Annotated in this window: 15 protein-coding genes and 4 pseudogenes; 1 reads left to right on the top strand and 18 read right to left on the bottom strand. The window is 68.0% G+C overall.

Translation table 11 applies throughout. The annotated features are described in order from the left end of the window. On the top strand, positions 1-305 hold a 305-nt coding region (locus tag Y694_RS13810), incomplete at its 5' end, for a hypothetical protein (protein WP_036233381.1). A gap of 91 nt (positions 306-396) precedes the next feature. Here the strand turns inward: Y694_RS13810 and nagZ are convergent. The 18 genes and pseudogenes from nagZ to Y694_RS13900 all read right to left on the bottom strand — a co-directional run. Next, positions 397-1,439 (bottom strand): annotated as a pseudogene (nagZ, locus tag Y694_RS13815) (beta-N-acetylhexosaminidase). Beyond that, complete coding sequence (acpS, locus tag Y694_RS13820; RefSeq protein ID WP_036233384.1) at positions 1,440-1,838, bottom strand: holo-ACP synthase; 399 nt, start codon at positions 1,836-1,838, stop codon at positions 1,440-1,442. Positions 1,839-1,845: 7 nt separating this feature from the next. Further along, positions 1,846-2,643 carry a pyridoxine 5'-phosphate synthase gene (locus Y694_RS13825; RefSeq protein WP_152543477.1) on the bottom strand — a complete coding sequence of 266 codons (798 nt, stop codon included), beginning with the start codon at positions 2,641-2,643 and terminating at the stop codon, positions 1,846-1,848. Between the two features lie 15 nt (positions 2,644-2,658). Further along, complete coding sequence (gene recO, locus Y694_RS13830; protein WP_036233406.1) at positions 2,659-3,417, bottom strand: DNA repair protein RecO; 759 nt, start codon at positions 3,415-3,417, stop codon at positions 2,659-2,661. Between the two features lie 68 nt (positions 3,418-3,485). After that, positions 3,486-4,424: a GTPase Era gene (gene era / locus Y694_RS13835; protein WP_036233387.1), complete on the bottom strand. Its 939-nt coding sequence runs from the start codon at positions 4,422-4,424 to the stop codon at positions 3,486-3,488. After that, positions 4,421-5,113 carry a ribonuclease III gene (gene rnc / locus Y694_RS13840; protein ID WP_036233409.1) on the bottom strand — a complete coding sequence of 231 codons (693 nt, stop codon included), beginning with the start codon at positions 5,111-5,113 and terminating at the stop codon, positions 4,421-4,423. Before rnc ends, era begins: the two co-directional genes overlap by 4 nt. 58 nt (positions 5,114-5,171) lie before the next feature. Beyond that, positions 5,172-5,561 (bottom strand): DUF4845 domain-containing protein, encoded by a 390-nt coding sequence (locus Y694_RS13845; protein ID WP_051495779.1) that lies wholly within the window; start codon positions 5,559-5,561, stop codon positions 5,172-5,174. Positions 5,562-5,587: 26 nt separating this feature from the next. Beyond that, a pseudogene (lepB, locus tag Y694_RS13850) lies at positions 5,588-6,555 on the bottom strand (signal peptidase I). A gap of 7 nt (positions 6,556-6,562) precedes the next feature. Further along, positions 6,563-8,377, bottom strand: a complete 1,815-nt coding sequence (lepA, locus tag Y694_RS13855) for a translation elongation factor 4 (protein ID WP_036233390.1) — start codon at positions 8,375-8,377, stop codon at positions 6,563-6,565. 558 nt (positions 8,378-8,935) lie between these two features. Beyond that, positions 8,936-10,353: pseudogene (locus Y694_RS13860) on the bottom strand (DegQ family serine endoprotease). Between the two features lie 187 nt (positions 10,354-10,540). After that, on the bottom strand, positions 10,541-11,599 hold the full coding sequence (locus Y694_RS13865; protein WP_036233393.1) for a MucB/RseB C-terminal domain-containing protein: 1,059 nt from the start codon (positions 11,597-11,599) through the stop codon (positions 10,541-10,543). 2 nt (positions 11,600-11,601) lie between these two features. Further along, positions 11,602-12,246 carry a sigma-E factor negative regulatory protein gene (locus Y694_RS13870; RefSeq protein WP_011828243.1) on the bottom strand — a complete coding sequence of 215 codons (645 nt, stop codon included), beginning with the start codon at positions 12,244-12,246 and terminating at the stop codon, positions 11,602-11,604. Between the two features lie 38 nt (positions 12,247-12,284). Continuing rightward, on the bottom strand, positions 12,285-12,905 hold the full coding sequence (gene rpoE, locus Y694_RS13875) for an RNA polymerase sigma factor RpoE (protein ID WP_036233396.1): 621 nt from the start codon (positions 12,903-12,905) through the stop codon (positions 12,285-12,287). Positions 12,906-12,908: 3 nt separating this feature from the next. Further along, a complete protein-coding gene (locus Y694_RS22620) occupies positions 12,909-13,373 on the bottom strand; it encodes a hypothetical protein (protein ID WP_152543478.1) in 465 nt (154 codons plus the stop codon). Positions 13,374-13,406: 33 nt separating this feature from the next. Further along, positions 13,407-14,649: pseudogene (gene fabF, locus Y694_RS13885) on the bottom strand (beta-ketoacyl-ACP synthase II). A 38-nt stretch (positions 14,650-14,687) separates the two neighbouring features. Next, positions 14,688-14,927: an acyl carrier protein gene (gene acpP / locus Y694_RS13890; RefSeq protein ID WP_011828239.1), complete on the bottom strand. Its 240-nt coding sequence runs from the start codon at positions 14,925-14,927 to the stop codon at positions 14,688-14,690. Positions 14,928-15,044: 117 nt separating this feature from the next. Beyond that, a complete protein-coding gene (fabG, locus tag Y694_RS13895) occupies positions 15,045-15,794 on the bottom strand; it encodes a 3-oxoacyl-ACP reductase FabG (protein ID WP_011828238.1) in 750 nt (249 codons plus the stop codon). Then, positions 15,791-16,374: ACP S-malonyltransferase (locus Y694_RS13900; RefSeq protein WP_036233399.1), on the bottom strand; the 584-nt coding region annotated here is incomplete at its 5' end. The genes Y694_RS13900 and fabG, both read right to left, overlap by 4 nt.

Below are 16,374 nucleotides of genomic sequence, written 5' to 3' on the forward strand. Positions count from 1 at the left end.
TGCACCCGCGCCGTCGCGATCGACCGGTCGCCGATGCTGCGCCGCCTGCGGCTGCCGCCGCCTTGCCGCCCTACGCGCTGCCGATCGACGACCTCGCCGCGGTGGCCACCGGCGCCGGCCTGCAGTGGGTGAACTCCGACGCGGACAAGGTGCGCGCGGTGCAGCAGGCGATGGCCGATGCACCGAAGCCGGTGCATGTGCCGCGCGAGCCGAAACCGGTGGTTGCGATCGACGACGGCCCGCTGGTGCTGGTGGAGACGCGCAAGGACCTGTCGCAGATCAAGCTGCCGTTCGAAGGCCGCTGAGCCCGCGCCAGGGCCGAGGACAACGCCCCCGGGTCTTCGCGGCCCGGGGGCGTTTTTTCATGGGCCGCGGTGCCGGCGGCACGGCATCCCCTCAGGGCAGTTGGTTGAGCGCGCGCTGGTAGGGCGCGTGGTGCATCAGCTCGTCCCAGGGCAACGGCGCCGTCTGCGGCAGCAGGTCGAGGCGACGCGCCTCGCTGTCGGCGCTGGCCTGCCAGCGACCGCGCTCGAGCGCCGTCTCCAGCCCGTCGATCAGTGCGTCGAGCGGTGCGCCGCCGTCGAGAGACCGGTTGCACAACAGCACCAGGTCGCAGCCGGCCTTCAGCGCGGCGATGCCGGCCTCGGTAGGCGTGCCGGCGACGGTCGCGCCTGCATGCTGAGGTCGTCGCTGAAGATCGCGCCGGTGAAGCCGAGCCGGCCGCGCAGGATGTCCTGCAGCCAGCGCGGCGAGAAGCCGGCGGGCCGCGCATCGACCTTCGGGTAGATCACGTGCGCCGGCATCACGCTGGGGAGCGAGGTGGAGAGCCACTCGTAGGGCCGGGCATCGTCGCCGAGAATCTGGCGCAGCGTGCGGCGATCGACTGGCACCTCGGTGTGCGAATCGGCGGCCACGTAGCCGTGCCCCGGGAAATGCTTGCCGCAGCTCGCCATGCCGGCCAGCAGCAGGCCGTGCATCAGGCTCTTGGCCAGCAGCGTGGCCACACGCGGATCGCGGTGGAAGGCACGGTCGCCGATCACGCCGCTCGGGCCGTGGTCGAGGTCGAGCACCGGCGCGAAGCTGAAGTCGACGCCGCAGGCACGCAGTTCGGTGGCCAGCACGTAGCCGCAGGCGGTGGCGGCATCGGTGGCAGCCAGCGCGTCCTGCATCCAGCGTTCGCCCAGCGCCCGCATCGGCGGCAGGTGGGTGAAGCCGTCGCTGCGGAAGCGCTGCACGCGCCCGCCTTCATGGTCGACGCAGACCAGCACGTCGGGGCGCAGCGCCTTGATCTCCGCAGTGAGCGAGGTCAGCTGGGCGCGGTGCTGCCAGTTGCGGGCGAACAGGATCAGCCCGCCGACCAGCGGGTGACGCAGGCGGCGCCGGTCGTTGGCGTCGAGCGCGGTCCCCGCGATGTCGAGGACGATGGGGGCGTGGTTCATCTAGGCTTCCTGGGTCTCGACCACGACGAAGCTCGCCGCGTAGTCGGTTTCGTCGGTGACGCTGACGTGGGCGCGCAGGCCCTGTGCCTCGAACCAGGCGGCCAGCGGTCCGTGCAGGCGGATCTCCGGCTTGCCGCTGCGCGCGTTGAGGATCTGGCAGGCACGCCAGCTCATCGGCGTGCGCATGCCGGTGCCGATCGCCTTCGAGAAGGCCTCCTTGGCCGAGAAGCGCGTGGCCAGGTAGCTGAGGCCCCGCGCCTCCACCTTGGCCAGGCGGTAGCGGAACACCTCGATCTCCTGCGGGCCCAGCACCTTCTCCGCAAAGCGCTCGCCGCGACGTGCGTAGGTCGCGCGCAGGCGACGAATGTCGCAGATGTCGGTGCCGATCCCGAAGATCATGCCGGGGCTACGCGTGGGCGCGGTGGATGCAGCGCAGGTAGTCGCGCACCGTCTCGGCCAGCCCCAGCTCCAGCGCGTCGGCGATCAGTGCGTGGCCGATCGACACCTCCAGCACGCCGGGCACGGCGCGGAGGAAGGCGGTCAGGTTGTCGCGGTTCAGGTCGTGGCCGGCGTTGAGCCCCAGGCCGACGCCCAGCGCGGCCTCGGCGCTGGCGGTGTAGCAGGCCAGCAGCGCCGCATGCTGCGGCGTGCCGGCGCCTTCGGCATGCGAGCGCGCATAGGCCTCGGTGTAGAGCTCGACGCGGTCGGCCCCGATGGCACGGGCCTGGGCCATCGCCTCGGGCAGCGGGTCCATGAACAGGCTGACGCGCACGCCGAGCGCATGGCATTCGTCGATCAGCGGTCTCAGCGCCTCGTTGTCCTCGGGCAGGTTCCAGCCGTGGTCGGAGGTGGACTGCTCGACGCTGTCGGGCACGAAGGTGACCTGGTGCGGACGCACCACGCGCACCAGGTCCATCAGGTTGTGGAAGGGATTGCCCTCGAGGTTGTATTCGATGTGCGGATGCTCCTGCTTCAGCATCTCGGCCAGGTCGTGCACGTCGTGGGTGCGGATGTGGCGCTGGTCGGGCCGCGGGTGCACGGTGATGCCGTGCGCCCCCGCGTCGATCGCGATGCGGGCGGCACGCGTGACGCTCGGGATCGTCAGCGGCCGCGTGTTGCGCAGCAGCGCAACCTTGTTCAGGTTGACCGACAGCGCGGTCGTCGCGGCGTGGAAAGAGTGGCCGGAGGAGATCAGCGGATTCATCGAAACGTCAGCTCGTCAGCGGTCGAGGTTCTGCAGGTCCATCATCAACTGCCGCGTGCGCAGCACCGGCGTGGCCAGATGATAGTGAAGCAGGTTGCGCAGCATCGGCTTGAGGTCGGCCAGCACCGGCAGGCAGGCGCGCTGCAGCGCCGCCAGATCGTCGGCATCGAGCGCGGCCTGCAGGGCCCGCCAGTCGTCCGCCACCAGGCCCACCTCGCCCGCGGCTGCGGCCACCAGGCCGGACTCGGCCTTCAGCGCATGCCGAACGCCGCCGCCCAGCGGCTGCTGAGTCAGCGTGACGCGGCCGAGTTCGGGCAGCAGGCCGATCTCGCGCAGCAGCACCAGCTCGAAGCCGCGCAGCGCCGCCTCGACCCGCGCATCGTCGCTCGCCCCCAGCGCCGGCAACGTGTGCGCATAGGCGTCGAACAGGGCCGGGTGCGGGTCCTGCCGGGCCAGCAGCTTCATCAACAGTTCGTTGAGGTAGAAGCCGGTCAGCAGCGCCGCCCCACCGAGCATCGCCGGGCCGCCGGCCCATTCGGCAGTCTTCAGCGGCTGCACCTCGCCGCCGTCGCCCTCGCCCTCCCGAGGGCGCCGCACACCATAGGCCACCTGCAACCGCTGGAACGGCAGCAGCACCGCGCGCAGCTGGGAGTAGGGCCGCTTCGCTCCCTTGGCCGCGACCGCCACGCGGCCGTGCTCGCGGGTGAAGAGGTCGAGGATCAGGCTGGATTCGCTCCAGTCGTAACGGTGCAGCAAGTAGGCCGGCTGCAGCACCGGGGCCGCAGCACGGCCGCCACGGGCAGCCTGCGGGGTGGCGCCGACGACGCGCGACGCGGCGGCTCTCACTCGTAGCCGTAGCTCTTGAGACGGGCCTCGTCGTCGGCCCAGCCGGAACGCACCTTGACCCAGATTTCGAGGAAGACCTTGCCGTCCATCAGGCGCTCGAGCTCGACGCGCGCATCGGTGCCGATGCGCTTCAGGCGCTCCCCCTTGTCGCCGATGACCATGCCCTTGTGGGCCTCGCGCTCGACGATGATGGTGGCGGCGATACGGCGCAGCGCGCCCTCTTCCTTGAACTCGTCGATCACCACGGTCGACGTGTACGGAAGCTCGTCCCCGGTCAGCCGGAACAGCTTCTCGCGGATGATCTCGCTGGCGAGGAAGCGCTCGCTGCGATCGGTCAGGGCCTCCTCGTCGTAGAACCACGGCTGCTCGGGCAGGTAGGGTTGGACGATCTGGAGCAGGCGCCGCACGTCGTCGGGGCTGGTGGCCGCCAGCGGCACGAACTCGGCGAACGGATGGCGCTCCTGCATGCTCTTGAGCCAGGGCGCGAGTTCGGCGCGGCGGCGCACCAGGTCGAGCTTGTTCGCGACCAGCAGCGTCGGCTTGCCCGGCGGCACGAGCGACAGCACCTTGGCATCGTCGAGCCCGAAGCGGCCGGCCTCGACGACGAACAGCACCACGTCCACGTCGCCCATCACCGACTGGACGGTCTTGTTCAGGTTGCGGTTCAGCGCGCCGGCGCCCTTGACGGTGTGGCGGGTCTGGAAGCCGGGGGTGTCGACGAACACGAACTGCGCCGCGTCGGCGCTGCGGATGCCGGTGATGCGGTGGCGCGTGGTCTGCGCCTTGCGTGAGGTGATGCTGACCTTCTGCCCGACCAGGGCGTTGAGCAGGGTCGACTTGCCGACATTGGGCCGGCCGACGATCGCCACGAGGCCGCAGCGCTGCTCGGGCATGTCTGCGCCCGCAGCAGGGACGGCGGTGGTGCTGTCGTTCATGGGCGCTCGGTTTCGTCTGGCTTCAGTGTAGCCAGCGCCGCACGGGCGGCCTCCTGCTCGGCGGCACGCCGGGACCGCCCCTCACCGCGAACTTCGAGCGAACGCGACGGGATGCTGCAGACCACGGTGAACATCTGCTCGTGCTGGCGTCCGCGGGTCGATTCGATGCGATATCCGGGCACCGGCTGGCGGCGGGCCTGCAGCCATTCCTGCAGTTCGGTCTTGGGGTCGCGCGTCCAGGCTTCGGCCGCGGTGCTGGCGACCAGCGGCGTGAAGAGGCGCTCGACCAGGGCCTGCGCCGACGCGAAGCCGCCGTCGAGGTAGACCGCGGCGATCAAGGCCTCCACCGCGTCGGCCAGGATCGACGGACGCCGGGCGCCGCCGCTGCGCGCCTCGCCCTCGCTCAGGCGCAGCAGGGCCGGCAGGCCGAGATCCAGCGCTAGGCGGTGCAGCATCTCTTCGCGCACCAGGTGGGCACGCACCCGGGTCAGGTCGCCCTCGCCGGACTGGCCGAAATGCTCGAACAGCAGGCCCGAGATGGCGGCCGACAACACCGCGTCGCCGAGGAACTCGAGCCGTTCGTTGTTGTGGGCGCCGAAGCTCTTGTGGGTCAGCGCCCGGCCCAGCAGGTCGACCTGCGCGAAGCGGTGCCCGAGACGGACCTGCAGCGAGTCGAAGGCGGCAGGGATGTCGCTCACGGCGTCGCCGACCGCACCGCGCGCCTGCCGGCGGCGGCGCGGCACGGCCTCACTGCGAGTGCCCCCGGTACTTGATCAGCAGGAAGACCGGCTGGATCAGCTCGAGCTCCTTGTCGTAGGCGAACTTCACCACGACCTTCTCGTTCTCCTTCGTGATCTCGAGGTCCTTGCCGCTGATGGACGAGATCGAATATTCGATGTCCTTCTGGCGGTCGAAGGCGGCCCGGATCTCCGGCACGGTGCTGCCCCCCTCCTTGGCGACCTTGTTGACCGCTCGCTGGATGGTGAAATACTCGTTGACGGTCGGCAGCACCTTCAGGCCGACCAACGCGACGCAGGCGATGATGATGGCCCAGAACAGCAGGCCGATCAGGGTGACGCCTCTCTGGGCAGGGCGCGCGCGGACCGCACCCGATGTTGCCGACGCTGCGAAGGCCATCGTTGTTCTCCTGGTAAAGCGCCGGCTCAATGGAAGGAGCCGATTCGCCTGAGGTTACCGAAATTCATCCAGACAAAGAAGGCCTTGCCGACGATGTTCTCGTTGGGCACGAAGCCCCAGTAGCGCGAATCCTGCGAATTGTCCCGGTTGTCGCCCATCATGAAGTAGTGGCCCGGGGGCACGGTGCACACCACGCCTTCGGCGTTGTAGCGGCAGTTGTCGCGGAAGTTCTGGAACTGGGGCATCGGGATCACGAAGCCGGGACGGTCCTTGTCGGTCAGGATGCGGTGCTCGACGGCGCCGAGCTTTTCACTTGCCTGCTGGGCATAGCGCAGCGAGTCCTCGTCGTAGAAATCCGGCAGCGGCCGTGTTTCCACCGGCTGACCATTGATCGAGAGCTTCTTGTTCAGGTAGGCCACTTCATCACCCGGCAGACCGACCACGCGCTTGATGTAGTCGACACCTGGCTCGACCGGATAGCGAAACACCATCACGTCGCCACGCTGGGCTCATTGTTGGCGAGGATCATCTTGTTGATCACCGGCAGCCTCACCCCATAGTGGAACTTGTTCACGAGGATGAGATCGCCGATCGCCAGCGTGGGGATCATGGAGCCTGACGGAATCTTGAACGGCTCGAACAGGAAGGAGCGCAGCAGGAAGACCGCCAGGATCACCGGGAACAGGCCCGCGGTCCAGTCCAGCCACCACGGCTGGGCCAGTACGCGCTCCCGCGCCACGGCCACGTTGCCATCGACCTGCTGGATGCCCTGGCGCTGCAGTTCGCTGCGCCGATGCGCATCCTGCGCCTCCAGTGCCGAGGCCGCCGCCACGCGTCGCGGCAGGAAGTGCAGGCGCTCGGCCAGCCAGTAGCCGAAGGTCGCCAGCGTCAGGATGAAGAGCAGCAGCGAGAAGTTGCCGCTCCAGGAGCCGAGATACCAGCCGCCCAGGTAAACCACGAGGGCGCCATAGAGCAGCCCGGTCAATGCACTCATGAAGTGTTCAGTCGTCTACTTGGAGGATGGCCAGGAACGCTTCCTGCGGCACCTCGACGGAGCCGATTTGCTTCATGCGTTTCTTGCCAGCCTTCTGTTTTTCGAGCAGCTTGCGCTTGCGGCTGATATCGCCACCGTAGCATTTTGCCAGCACGTTCTTGCGCAAGGCCTTGATGTTCTCCCGCGCGATGATGTTGGCGCCGATGGCTGCCTGGATGGCCACGTCGTACATCTGCCGCGAGATGATCTCGCGCATCTTGGCCACCACGGCGCGGCCCCGATACTGGCTCTGGCTGCGGTGCACGATGATCGACAGCGCATCGACCCGGTCGCCGTTGATCAGGATGTCGACCTTCACGACGTCGGCCGCGCGGTATTCCTTGAACTCGTAGTCCATCGAAGCGTAGCCGCGCGACACCGACTTCAGCTTGTCGAAGAAGTCCAGCACGATCTCGGCGAGCGGCATCTCGTAGGTCAGCATGACCTGGCGGCCGTGGTAGGCCATGTTGAGCTGGACGCCGCGCTTCTGGTTGGCCAGCGTCATCACCGGGCCGACGTAGTCCTGCGGCATGTAGAGGTGGACAGTGACGATGGGCTCGCGGATCTCGGCGATCTTGCCGATCTCGGGCATCTTCGATGGGTTCTCGACCTCGATCACCTCGCCCGCCAGGCCACCGAGCTGCACCTGGTAGACGACGCTGGGCGCAGTGGTGATCAGGTCCTGGTCGAACTCGCGCTCCAGGCGCTCCTGCACGATCTCCATGTGCAGCAGGCCGAGGAAGCCGCAGCGGAAGCCGAAGCCCAGCGCCTGGCTCACCTCGGGTTCGTAGCGCAGCGAGGAGTCGTTGAGCTTGAGCTTCTCTAGCGCGTCGCGCAGCTGGTCGTACTCGCTGGCCTCGGTCGGATAGAGCCCGGCGAAGACCTGCGGCTGGATCTCCTTGAAGCCGGGCAACGGCTCACTGGCCGGCCCGGCGTTGTTGGGCAACTTCTTCTCGAGCGTGATGGTGTCGCCGACCTTGGCGGCCTGCAGTTCCTTGATGCCAGCGATCAGGAAGCCGACCTCGCCCGCCTTCAATTGCTCGCGAGATTCGGACTTCGGCGCGAAAACCCCCAACTGTTCCAGCGGATACACGGTGTCGGTGGCCATCATCCGGATGCGGTCTCCCTTGCGGAGCACGCCGTCGACCATGCGCACCAGCATCACGACGCCGACGTAGTTGTCGAACCAGGAGTCGATGATCATCGCGCGCGGCGGCCCGTCGGGCTGGCCACGGGGAGCCGGCATGCGGGTGATCACTGCCTCGAGGATCTCGTCGATGCCCTCGCCCGTCTTCGCAGAGCAGGGGATCGCATGCTCGGCGTCGATGCCGATCACGTCCTCGATCTCGGCCTTGGCGTTCTCCGGATCAGCCTGGGGCAGATCCATCTTGTTGAGCACCGGCACCACCTCGACGCCCAGGTCGAGCGCGGTGTAGCAGTTCGCCACCGTCTGCGCCTCGACACCCTGCGACGCATCGACCACCAGCAGAGCCCCCTCGCAAGCCGACAGCGAGCGACTGACCTCGTAACTAAAGTCCACGTGCCCCGGCGTGTCGATCAGGTTGAGTTGATAGACCCGGCCATCGCGCGCCTTGTAGTTCAGCGCCGCCGTCTGCGCCTTGATCGTGATGCCACGCTCACGCTCGATGTCCATCGAGTCCAGCACCTGGGCTTCCATCTCGCGATCGCTCAGGCCACCGCAGCGCTGGATGATCCGGTCGGCCAGGGTGCTCTTGCCGTGATCGATGTGGGCAATGATCGAGAAATTGCGGATGTGGTCCATCTGACCTGTCGTCGTCGTACTGCGCTGCGCTTCAAGCGGGAGTCACAAGAGCGCTGCCGTTGCGCCGGGTGCTCGTGTCGCGAAGCGGGATGAGGGCTGGGCGGTCCGTGCCGCACATAAAAAAAGGCACGTCAAACCGGTGACGCGCCTTCCAACAAAAAACGTTTGGCAACTGCTTCGTTGGGCTTTCATTGTAGCCACATCAACCGGGCCGGAAACCGCGCCGATGCTCGGTTTTGCGTCGTTGCAGCGTGCCAACAATGGAATTCATGCACATGTTATCCACAAACCCCTGTGGGTGTCCTGTGGACGATCTTTGGCATGCCGACTATTGTTTTGCGCCGCGCATAAAGGGGCGAGATTCGGCGGAATTCTAGTGAATTTCAAGCCTAATTCGAACACTAAAAAGTGGGTGTGTGCACACACCCACTTTTTAGAAGATTTCAAGGCTTCCACAAATCGCCGAATCGATTTCAGCTGGCGGAAAACCAGACTGACGACTGGGGCGACGGCTTGACGACCCGGATCGACCGTCGCGCCGCCCTTCCCCGCGCTGCATCAGCGGGTCGCCGTGCGGATCAGCGCGTACTGCGCCCACTCTCCTCGCCTGAACAGCACGTTGATGGGCTTGCTCTTGTCGACCTTGGCGATCACGGCCTCGAACTGCTTCACGTCGACGATCTCGACATTGCCGACCGACAGGATCACGTCGCCTTCACGCAAGCCCGCGCGTGCCGCCGCACCTTCGGTCGCTTCCACACGCACGCCGCCACGCAGCTTGAGTTCGCGCTTCTGCTCCTCGCTCAGGTTGGCCAGCGTCAAGCCCAGGCCGGACACCACGCTCGGCGTCGGCGCCTGCTTGCTCTCCGGTGCGGCCGCCCGGCGTCCCGGTTCGGGCTCGAGTTCTGCCACCGTCACACCAAGATCGCGCGCGCTGCCGCGGCGGAAGACCTGCAGGCTTGCCTTGCTCCCCGGCTTGGTTCCCCCCACCAGACGCGGCAGGTCGCTGGATTTCTCGACCGGCTTGCCATCGAAGCGCGTGATGATGTCGCCCGCCTCGACGCCGGCTTTGTCGGCCGGCCCGCCGGCCTCGACCGAACGCACCAGGGCCCCCGCCGCCTTGCCGAGGCCGAGCGATTCGGCCACGTCCTTCGTCACCTCGCCGATCTGCACGCCGATGCGACCCCGCACCACGCGGCCACCGGCACGCAACTGGTCCGCCACGCGCGTGGCTTCGTCCATCGGAATGGCAAAGGAGATGCCCATGAAGCCGCCCGAGCGGCTGAGGATCTGCGAGTTGATGCCGACCACCTCGCCGCGCAGGTTGATCAACGGACCGCCGGAGTTGCCGGGATTGATGGCCACGTCGGTCTGGATGAAGGGGACGAACTCGCCGGTGTCGCGCGCCTTGGCGCTGACGATGCCGGCCGTGACCGTGTTCTCCAGGCCGAAGGGCGAGCCGATCGCCATGACCCATTCGCCGACCTTCAACTTGCTGACGTCGCCGATCTTCACCGACGGCAGGCCTGCGGCCTCGATCTTGACCACGGCCACGTCGGTGCGCTTGTCAGCACCGATCAGCTTGGCCTTGAACTCGCGCTTGTCCGTCAGCGTGACGTACACCTCGTCGGCACCGTCGACCACGTGCGCGTTGGTCATCACGTAGCCGTCGGTCGTGAAAATGAAGCCGGAACCCACGCCACGCTGTTGCTCTTCGTCCGGTGCCTGCCGCCGCGGATCCTGGCGCTGCCCAGGCAGTTGCCCCGGCGGCACGCCGAAGAAGCGACGGAAGAACTCCTGCATTTCCTCGTCCATCTCCGGGCCGGCCCCCCACCGCCGCGTTGACCACCGCGGGTGCGCTCGGTAGTCCGGATGTTCACCACCGCCGGGCCGACCTGCTCGACGAGGTCGGTGAAGTCGGGCAGGCCACGTGCCGCTGCCACGGCCGGCTGCGCATGACTGGCATGCGGAGACATCAGCAGCCCCCCCAGCGTCGAGGCGCCGGCGATGCTCGCCGCCGCCACCCAGACCCAGGAGCGCGCGCGCCACGACGAACGCGGCATTTCAGTTCTTGCTTCTTGCATCATCACCTCGTACCAACAGTCGATCAGGGAGCCTTGGCCGCGGGACCCCGCGGCCCGGCGCAGTGAGATCGCGCATCCGTCAGCGGGGTTCCAAGGCCGCCGCGAACGCGCGCAGGGTCACGACGGGGACATCGCCGATCACGGTGATCCACCATTCACCCCGGCGCTTCACCAAAGTCTGGGTTGCACCCAGCGACATCAGCATCTCCCGGCGGTGCAGGCGCGGCATGTAGGGCTCGATGAACACCGACACGTAGGTGAGGCCATCGGAGTAGATGACCTGCAGCACCGAAGGCGGCGCCAAGGGGAACTCTTCCTGGGAAGCAGCAGGCCGGGGCTGCTCCCCTCCAGCCACGGTCATCAGGCGCTTGACGCTGCTGACGTGCCGGAAGCCCGGTGGCAAGGCATTCAGCAACCACCCCTCTCGCCCGATGTCCACCTGCTGCAGCGTCGGTCGCTCGACGCGATAGCCGTCCAGTCGCTTCATCGCTTGCAGCACCGACTCCGGCCGGGGCTTCACGCCGATGGACACCTCGGAAAAGGCCGAGGTCTCCAGCACGACATCGCGCTCGTCGAACACCTCGGATCGCAACAAGAGGCCGGAGCTGCGCTCGGCCCACAGTCGGTAGCCGAAGCGGTAGCCGTCCTTGGGTTGAAGCAGCAGCACATTGGCCTCGTGCCCCGCCACGCGCCCGTCGCCCAGCGACTTGACGTCGTAGAACGGCACGATGCGGTCAGCGCCGGCCGACAGCAACAGGGGGAACTGCCCCATGGCCTGCCGCGTCTCCACCACCGCGACACGGCTGTGCGGCCACAGGCTGTGCACGAGATCGTTGTGGCGGTAGACCTGACGGTGCTGACCATCGAGCGACTCGATGCGCTCGAACTGGTTGCGACCGTCGCAGAAGTGCACGATGCGCGAACTCGCCACCGAGCCGGCCGCCGTCACGACGAACGTTCCCTGGAAGTTGCGCTTCCCGGCCGCCTCGTGGATGCGCGCCAGCCAGTAGCGTGCATCGCGCGCCTCGACCAGCGGATCGCCCCCGGCCTGGGCTCGGGTCGCGGAGGGCAACAACGCGGCCATCAGCACGACGGCCGGCATGGCGCGCCATCCCCGCGCGACGATGTTCTGCAGCATGTTCAGCGCGCGGCCGCCGTGGCGCCGTCGTAGGTCGCGCTGCGCAGGAAGCCCGACGGCACGCTCAAGGCCGAGCTGCCACCGAACTGCTTGTGCGCCGCCAGATACTGATCGAGGCGGGCATCGCGGATCAGCACGCCGCTGGCAGGCTCGACCTGATCGGCGGGCGCGGACAGGACGACCCGCTGGGGCGCCTCGGCCGGCACCACTGGCGCCTGCGCCAGCTGCGGCGCGTCCGCCTGCGGCCCCGACAGGCGGGTCACGGCCAACGACCCGATCACGGCCAGGAAACCCGCCGCCACTGCGGCCGGCGTGGCCCAGCGGCGCAATCCTCCACCAGCGGCCCGCTGCCTGGGCAACGCCGCAGCGGACTCCTCGGCCACCCGATCGGCCCGGGGCGCCAGAACGACCGGCTCCCGGTCGAGCTGCGCGCGCAGACGCTGAAGGAACGCCGCGTCGCGCCCCCCGCCGGCGAGCTCCTCGGAGCGCAGCACGTCACCGATCAGCTGGTAGCTGTGCCAGCGTTCGCGCAAAGCCGCCTCGTCACGCCAGCGCGCGCTGAGCGAGGCCGCCGTGCCGGCGTCGGCCTCGCCGTCGACCAGGGCCGAAAGGGCCTCGGCCCCCTGCAGGTTCTCGACATTGCTCATCTGAACACTCCGTTGGCCCCTGGGCCCGCCCACACTACTCACCAGCGCTCGCCGGAGCGCTGCTCCAGCATCGGGCGCAAACGCTCCGCGATCGCCTCGCGCGCCCGGAAAATGCGCGACCGCACCGTCCCGATCGGGCAATTCATCACGTCAGCGATCTCTTCGTAGCTCAGGCCTTCGATCTCGCGCAGCGTGATCGCCTGCCTCAGATCTTCGGACAGATCCTCGATCGCGGAGTTCACCGCATTGGCGATCTGTTTCGATGCCAGCAAGGCGTCAGGCGTCTCGCCGTCGGTTAGTTCGTTCTCGACCCGGGAAGTTTCATCGCCGTCCTCGTCCCGGCCGGCCCGTGCCGATTCGGTCACGAGCAGGTCTCGCTTCAGGTCGCCGAGGGTCTTCTTGGCCGTGTTGACCGCGATCCGGTACAGCCAGGTGTAGAACTGGCTCTCGCCACGGAACTGCGGGATCGCCCGGTAGGCGCGGATGAAGGTCTCCTGCGCGATGTCCTGGACCAGGTCGACATCGCGCACCATGCGCCCGATCAGGCGCTCGATCCGCCGCTGGTACTTGACGACCAGCATCTCGAAGGCGCGTATGTCGCCCTGCTTGACGCGGTCGACCAGCAGGGCGTCGTTGTCAGGACTGGTCGGCTCAGCCACGGCTCAGGGACCTTCCGATGCGCCGGACGATGCCGCGGGCGAATAGAGCGCACAGCGCAGCGCATGCCACTCGGCCGGATGCTCGTGGCGCCGCAACGCCAGCCAGCGCGTACGGGGTCCGGGCGCCGGAACTTCGAGGCCGTCCGCCCGAAAGCGCAGCAGCAACCAGCGATCCAGGTCGAGCGCCACCGCCACCTTGCCTATGCGCGGTTCCGCCGCATCCACCGGCGCGGCCAGCCACCAGTCGACGCCGTCCCACTTCAGATACTGCGCGGAGGCTCGCCGATCTCGCCACAGCAAACACGCCACGCCAGCCACGACCAGGCTGGTGATGGTCGCCGCGAGACCGTCGCCGCGCTGCAGCGCCCACAGCGCGGTCACGCCCACGGCCAGCGCCGACAGGAGTCGCAGCACCGCTCGCGCCAGACCCGGACACGCCGTCACCGCCACGGCGGGAGCCGCACGCATCGTTCAGGGAAATGCTCAGGGCCGGCACGCGCGTCAGACGCGCTTGAACACCAGCGTGCCGTTGGTGCCGCCGAAACCGAAGTTGTTCTTCACGGCGTGCTCGATCTTCATCTCGCGCGCAGTGTTCGCGCAGTAGTCCAGGTCGCACTCGGATCCTGGTTGAAGATGTTGATCGTGGGCGGCGACACCTGGTCGCGGATCGCGAGCACGGTGAACACCGATTCGATGCCGCCTGCGCCGCCAAGCAGGTGACCGGTCATCGACTTGGTGGAATTGACCACCAGCTTCTTCGCGTGATCGCCGAAGGCCAGCTTGATCGCGTTACTCTCGTTCAGATCGCCCAGCGGCGTCGAGGTGCCGTGCGCGTTCAGGTACTGCACCTGACCCGCTTCGATTCCCGCGCTGCGCAACGCGGCCTTCATCGCACGCTTCGGGCCGTCCACGTTGGGCGCCGTCATGTGGAAGGCGTCCGCGCCCATGCCGAAGCCGGCCAGCTCCGCATAGATCCGTGCGCCGCGTGCCTTGGCGTGCTCGTACTCCTCGAGCACCATCACGCCGGCCCCTTCGCCGAGCACGAAGCCGTCGCGGTCGCGGTCCCAGGGGCGCGAGGCGGTGGCCGGATCGTCGTTGCGGGTCGACAGCGCACGTGCCGCGGCGAAGCCACCGATGCCGAGCGGCGAGACGGTCGACTCGGCACCGCCGGCGATCATCACGTCGGCATCACCCGCCTCGATCATGCGGGCCGACTGGCCGATGCAGTGCAGGCCGGTGGTGCAGGCGGTCACGATCGCGAGGTTCGGCCCCGTGAAGCCGCACTGGATCGACAGATGCCCCGAGATCATGTTGATGATCGAGCCGGCACGAAGAACGGCGAGATCCGCCGCGCCCCGCGCGCCGCGTACTCAGCGTGGGTCTCCTCGATCAGCGGCAGGCCGCCGATGCCCGAGCCGACGAGGCAACCGATGCGCTCGGCCTGCTCCTCGTTCAGAGCATCGCCCGTGGGCAGCCCGGCATCCTTCACGGCCTGCAGCGACGCTGCGAGGCCGTAGTGGATGAAGGTGTCCATGTGCCGGGCTTCCTTGGCGGGGATGTAATCCTCGATCTGGAAACCCTTCACCTCGCCGGCGATGTGGCAGGCCAGCTTGGTGGCATCGAACTTGGTGACGGTGGCGATGCCGGACTGGCCAGCCACGAGCCGCGACCAGGACTCGTCCACCGTGTTGCCCAGGGGGGTGACGAGACCGAGCCCGGTCACCACGACGCGACGACGGCTCATGCGCTGTAGAGAAACGAAGGAAACGGAAACCGCGGCCGTCAGGCCTTGGCGTGACTCTTGGCGTAGTCGATCGCGAGCTGCACGGTCGTGATCTTCTCCGCCTCTTCATCGGGGATCTCGATGCTGAACTCGTCCTCGAGTGCCATCACCAGTTCCACGGTGTCCAGCGAATCCGCGCCCAGATCGGCGACGAAGGCTTTTTCATTGGTGACCTCGCCTTCGGCCACGCCGAGTTGCTCGGCGATGATCTTCTTGACGCGTGCTTCGATGTCGCTCATGACTCCTCCAAGGAGAGTTTGCAAAAACAGCCCGTGATTCTAGTTGCTCCGGCGTGACAGCTCCGGCGCAGCGGCGCGACCCCGGGGCGACGGGTCGCACCGCGCTCTGTTCGACGCTCAATTCATGAACATGCCGCCGTTGACGTGCAGTTCGGTCCCCGTGATGTAGCCGGCCTGTCTCGACGCCAGGAAGGCCACCGCATCGGCGATCTCCTCCGGCGCGCCCAGGCGCCCCAGCGGGATCTGCCCCAGCAGCGCGGCCTTCTGCGCCTCGGGCAGTCCGTCGGTCATGTCGGTCGCGATGAAACCCGGCGCCACGCAGTTGACCGTGATGCCCCGGCTGCCCAGTTCACGGGCCAGCGAGCGCGTCATGCCGGCGACGCCGGCCTTCGCCGCGGCGTAGTTGGCCTGGCCCGGATTGCCGCTTGCCCCCACCACGGAGGTGATGTTGACGATGCGACCGTAGCGCTGCTTCATCATCGGCCGGATCACCGCGCGGCTGGCACGGAACACCGCCTTCAGGTTGGTGTCGAGCACGGCGTCCCAGTCGTCGTCCTTCATGCGCATCGACAGCGTGTCACGCGTGATGCCGGCGTTGTTGACCAGCACGTGCAGTCCGCCGTCCTGCTTGACGATGGTGTCGACTGCCGCCTCAAGCGCCGCGCCGTCGTTCACGTTCAGCACCAACCCGCGCCCGCCCAGGGGGGCCAGCGCCTCGCCGATTGCTGCCGCGCCGGATTCACTGGTCGCCGTGCCGACGACCTTGAAGCCGCGCTCGGCCAGCGTGGTCGCGATCGCGCGGCCGATGCCGCGGCTCGCGCCCGTCACCAGGGCCACCTGCGTCGTCACCGAAGCGTCCGCGCTCATGCCAGGGCTCCTTGGGTCTCGGCCAGGCTGGCCGGATCGAAGATGTTCAGCACGGCCAGCTCGGCATCAACCCGCTTCACCAGCCCGGCCAGCACCTTGCCCGGCCCGCACTCCACGACGGTCGACACACCGCGGGCCTTGAGCGCCTGCACCGTCTCGACCCAGCGGACCGGACCGAAGGCCTGGCGGTAGAGCGCGTCGCGGATCGCCGCCGGCTCGGACTCGACGGCGACGTCGATGTTGTTCAGCACCGGAATGGCCGGCGCGGCCAGCGCCACATCGACAAGGCGCTGGCGCAGCCGCTCGGCCGCCGGCTTCATCAGGCTCGAATGGAAAGGTGCCGACACCGCCAGCGGGAGCGCCCGCTTGGCGCCGGCCGCCTTCAGCAGTTCGCAGGCCTTGTCGACGGCGAGCTTGCTGCCGGAGATCACGGTCTGCTTCGGGTCGTTGTAGTTGGCCGCCTGCACCGACTCGCCGGTCGCCGCCTCGGCGTCGGCACACCCGGCGCGCACCGCATCGGCGTCCAGCCCGAGGATGGCCGCCATGGCGCCGGCGCCGACCGGCACCGCGTCCTGCATCG

The organism is Methylibium sp. T29-B (genome assembly GCF_000576225.1).
Taxonomy (GTDB): domain Bacteria; phylum Pseudomonadota; class Gammaproteobacteria; order Burkholderiales; family Burkholderiaceae_C; genus Methylibium; species Methylibium petroleiphilum.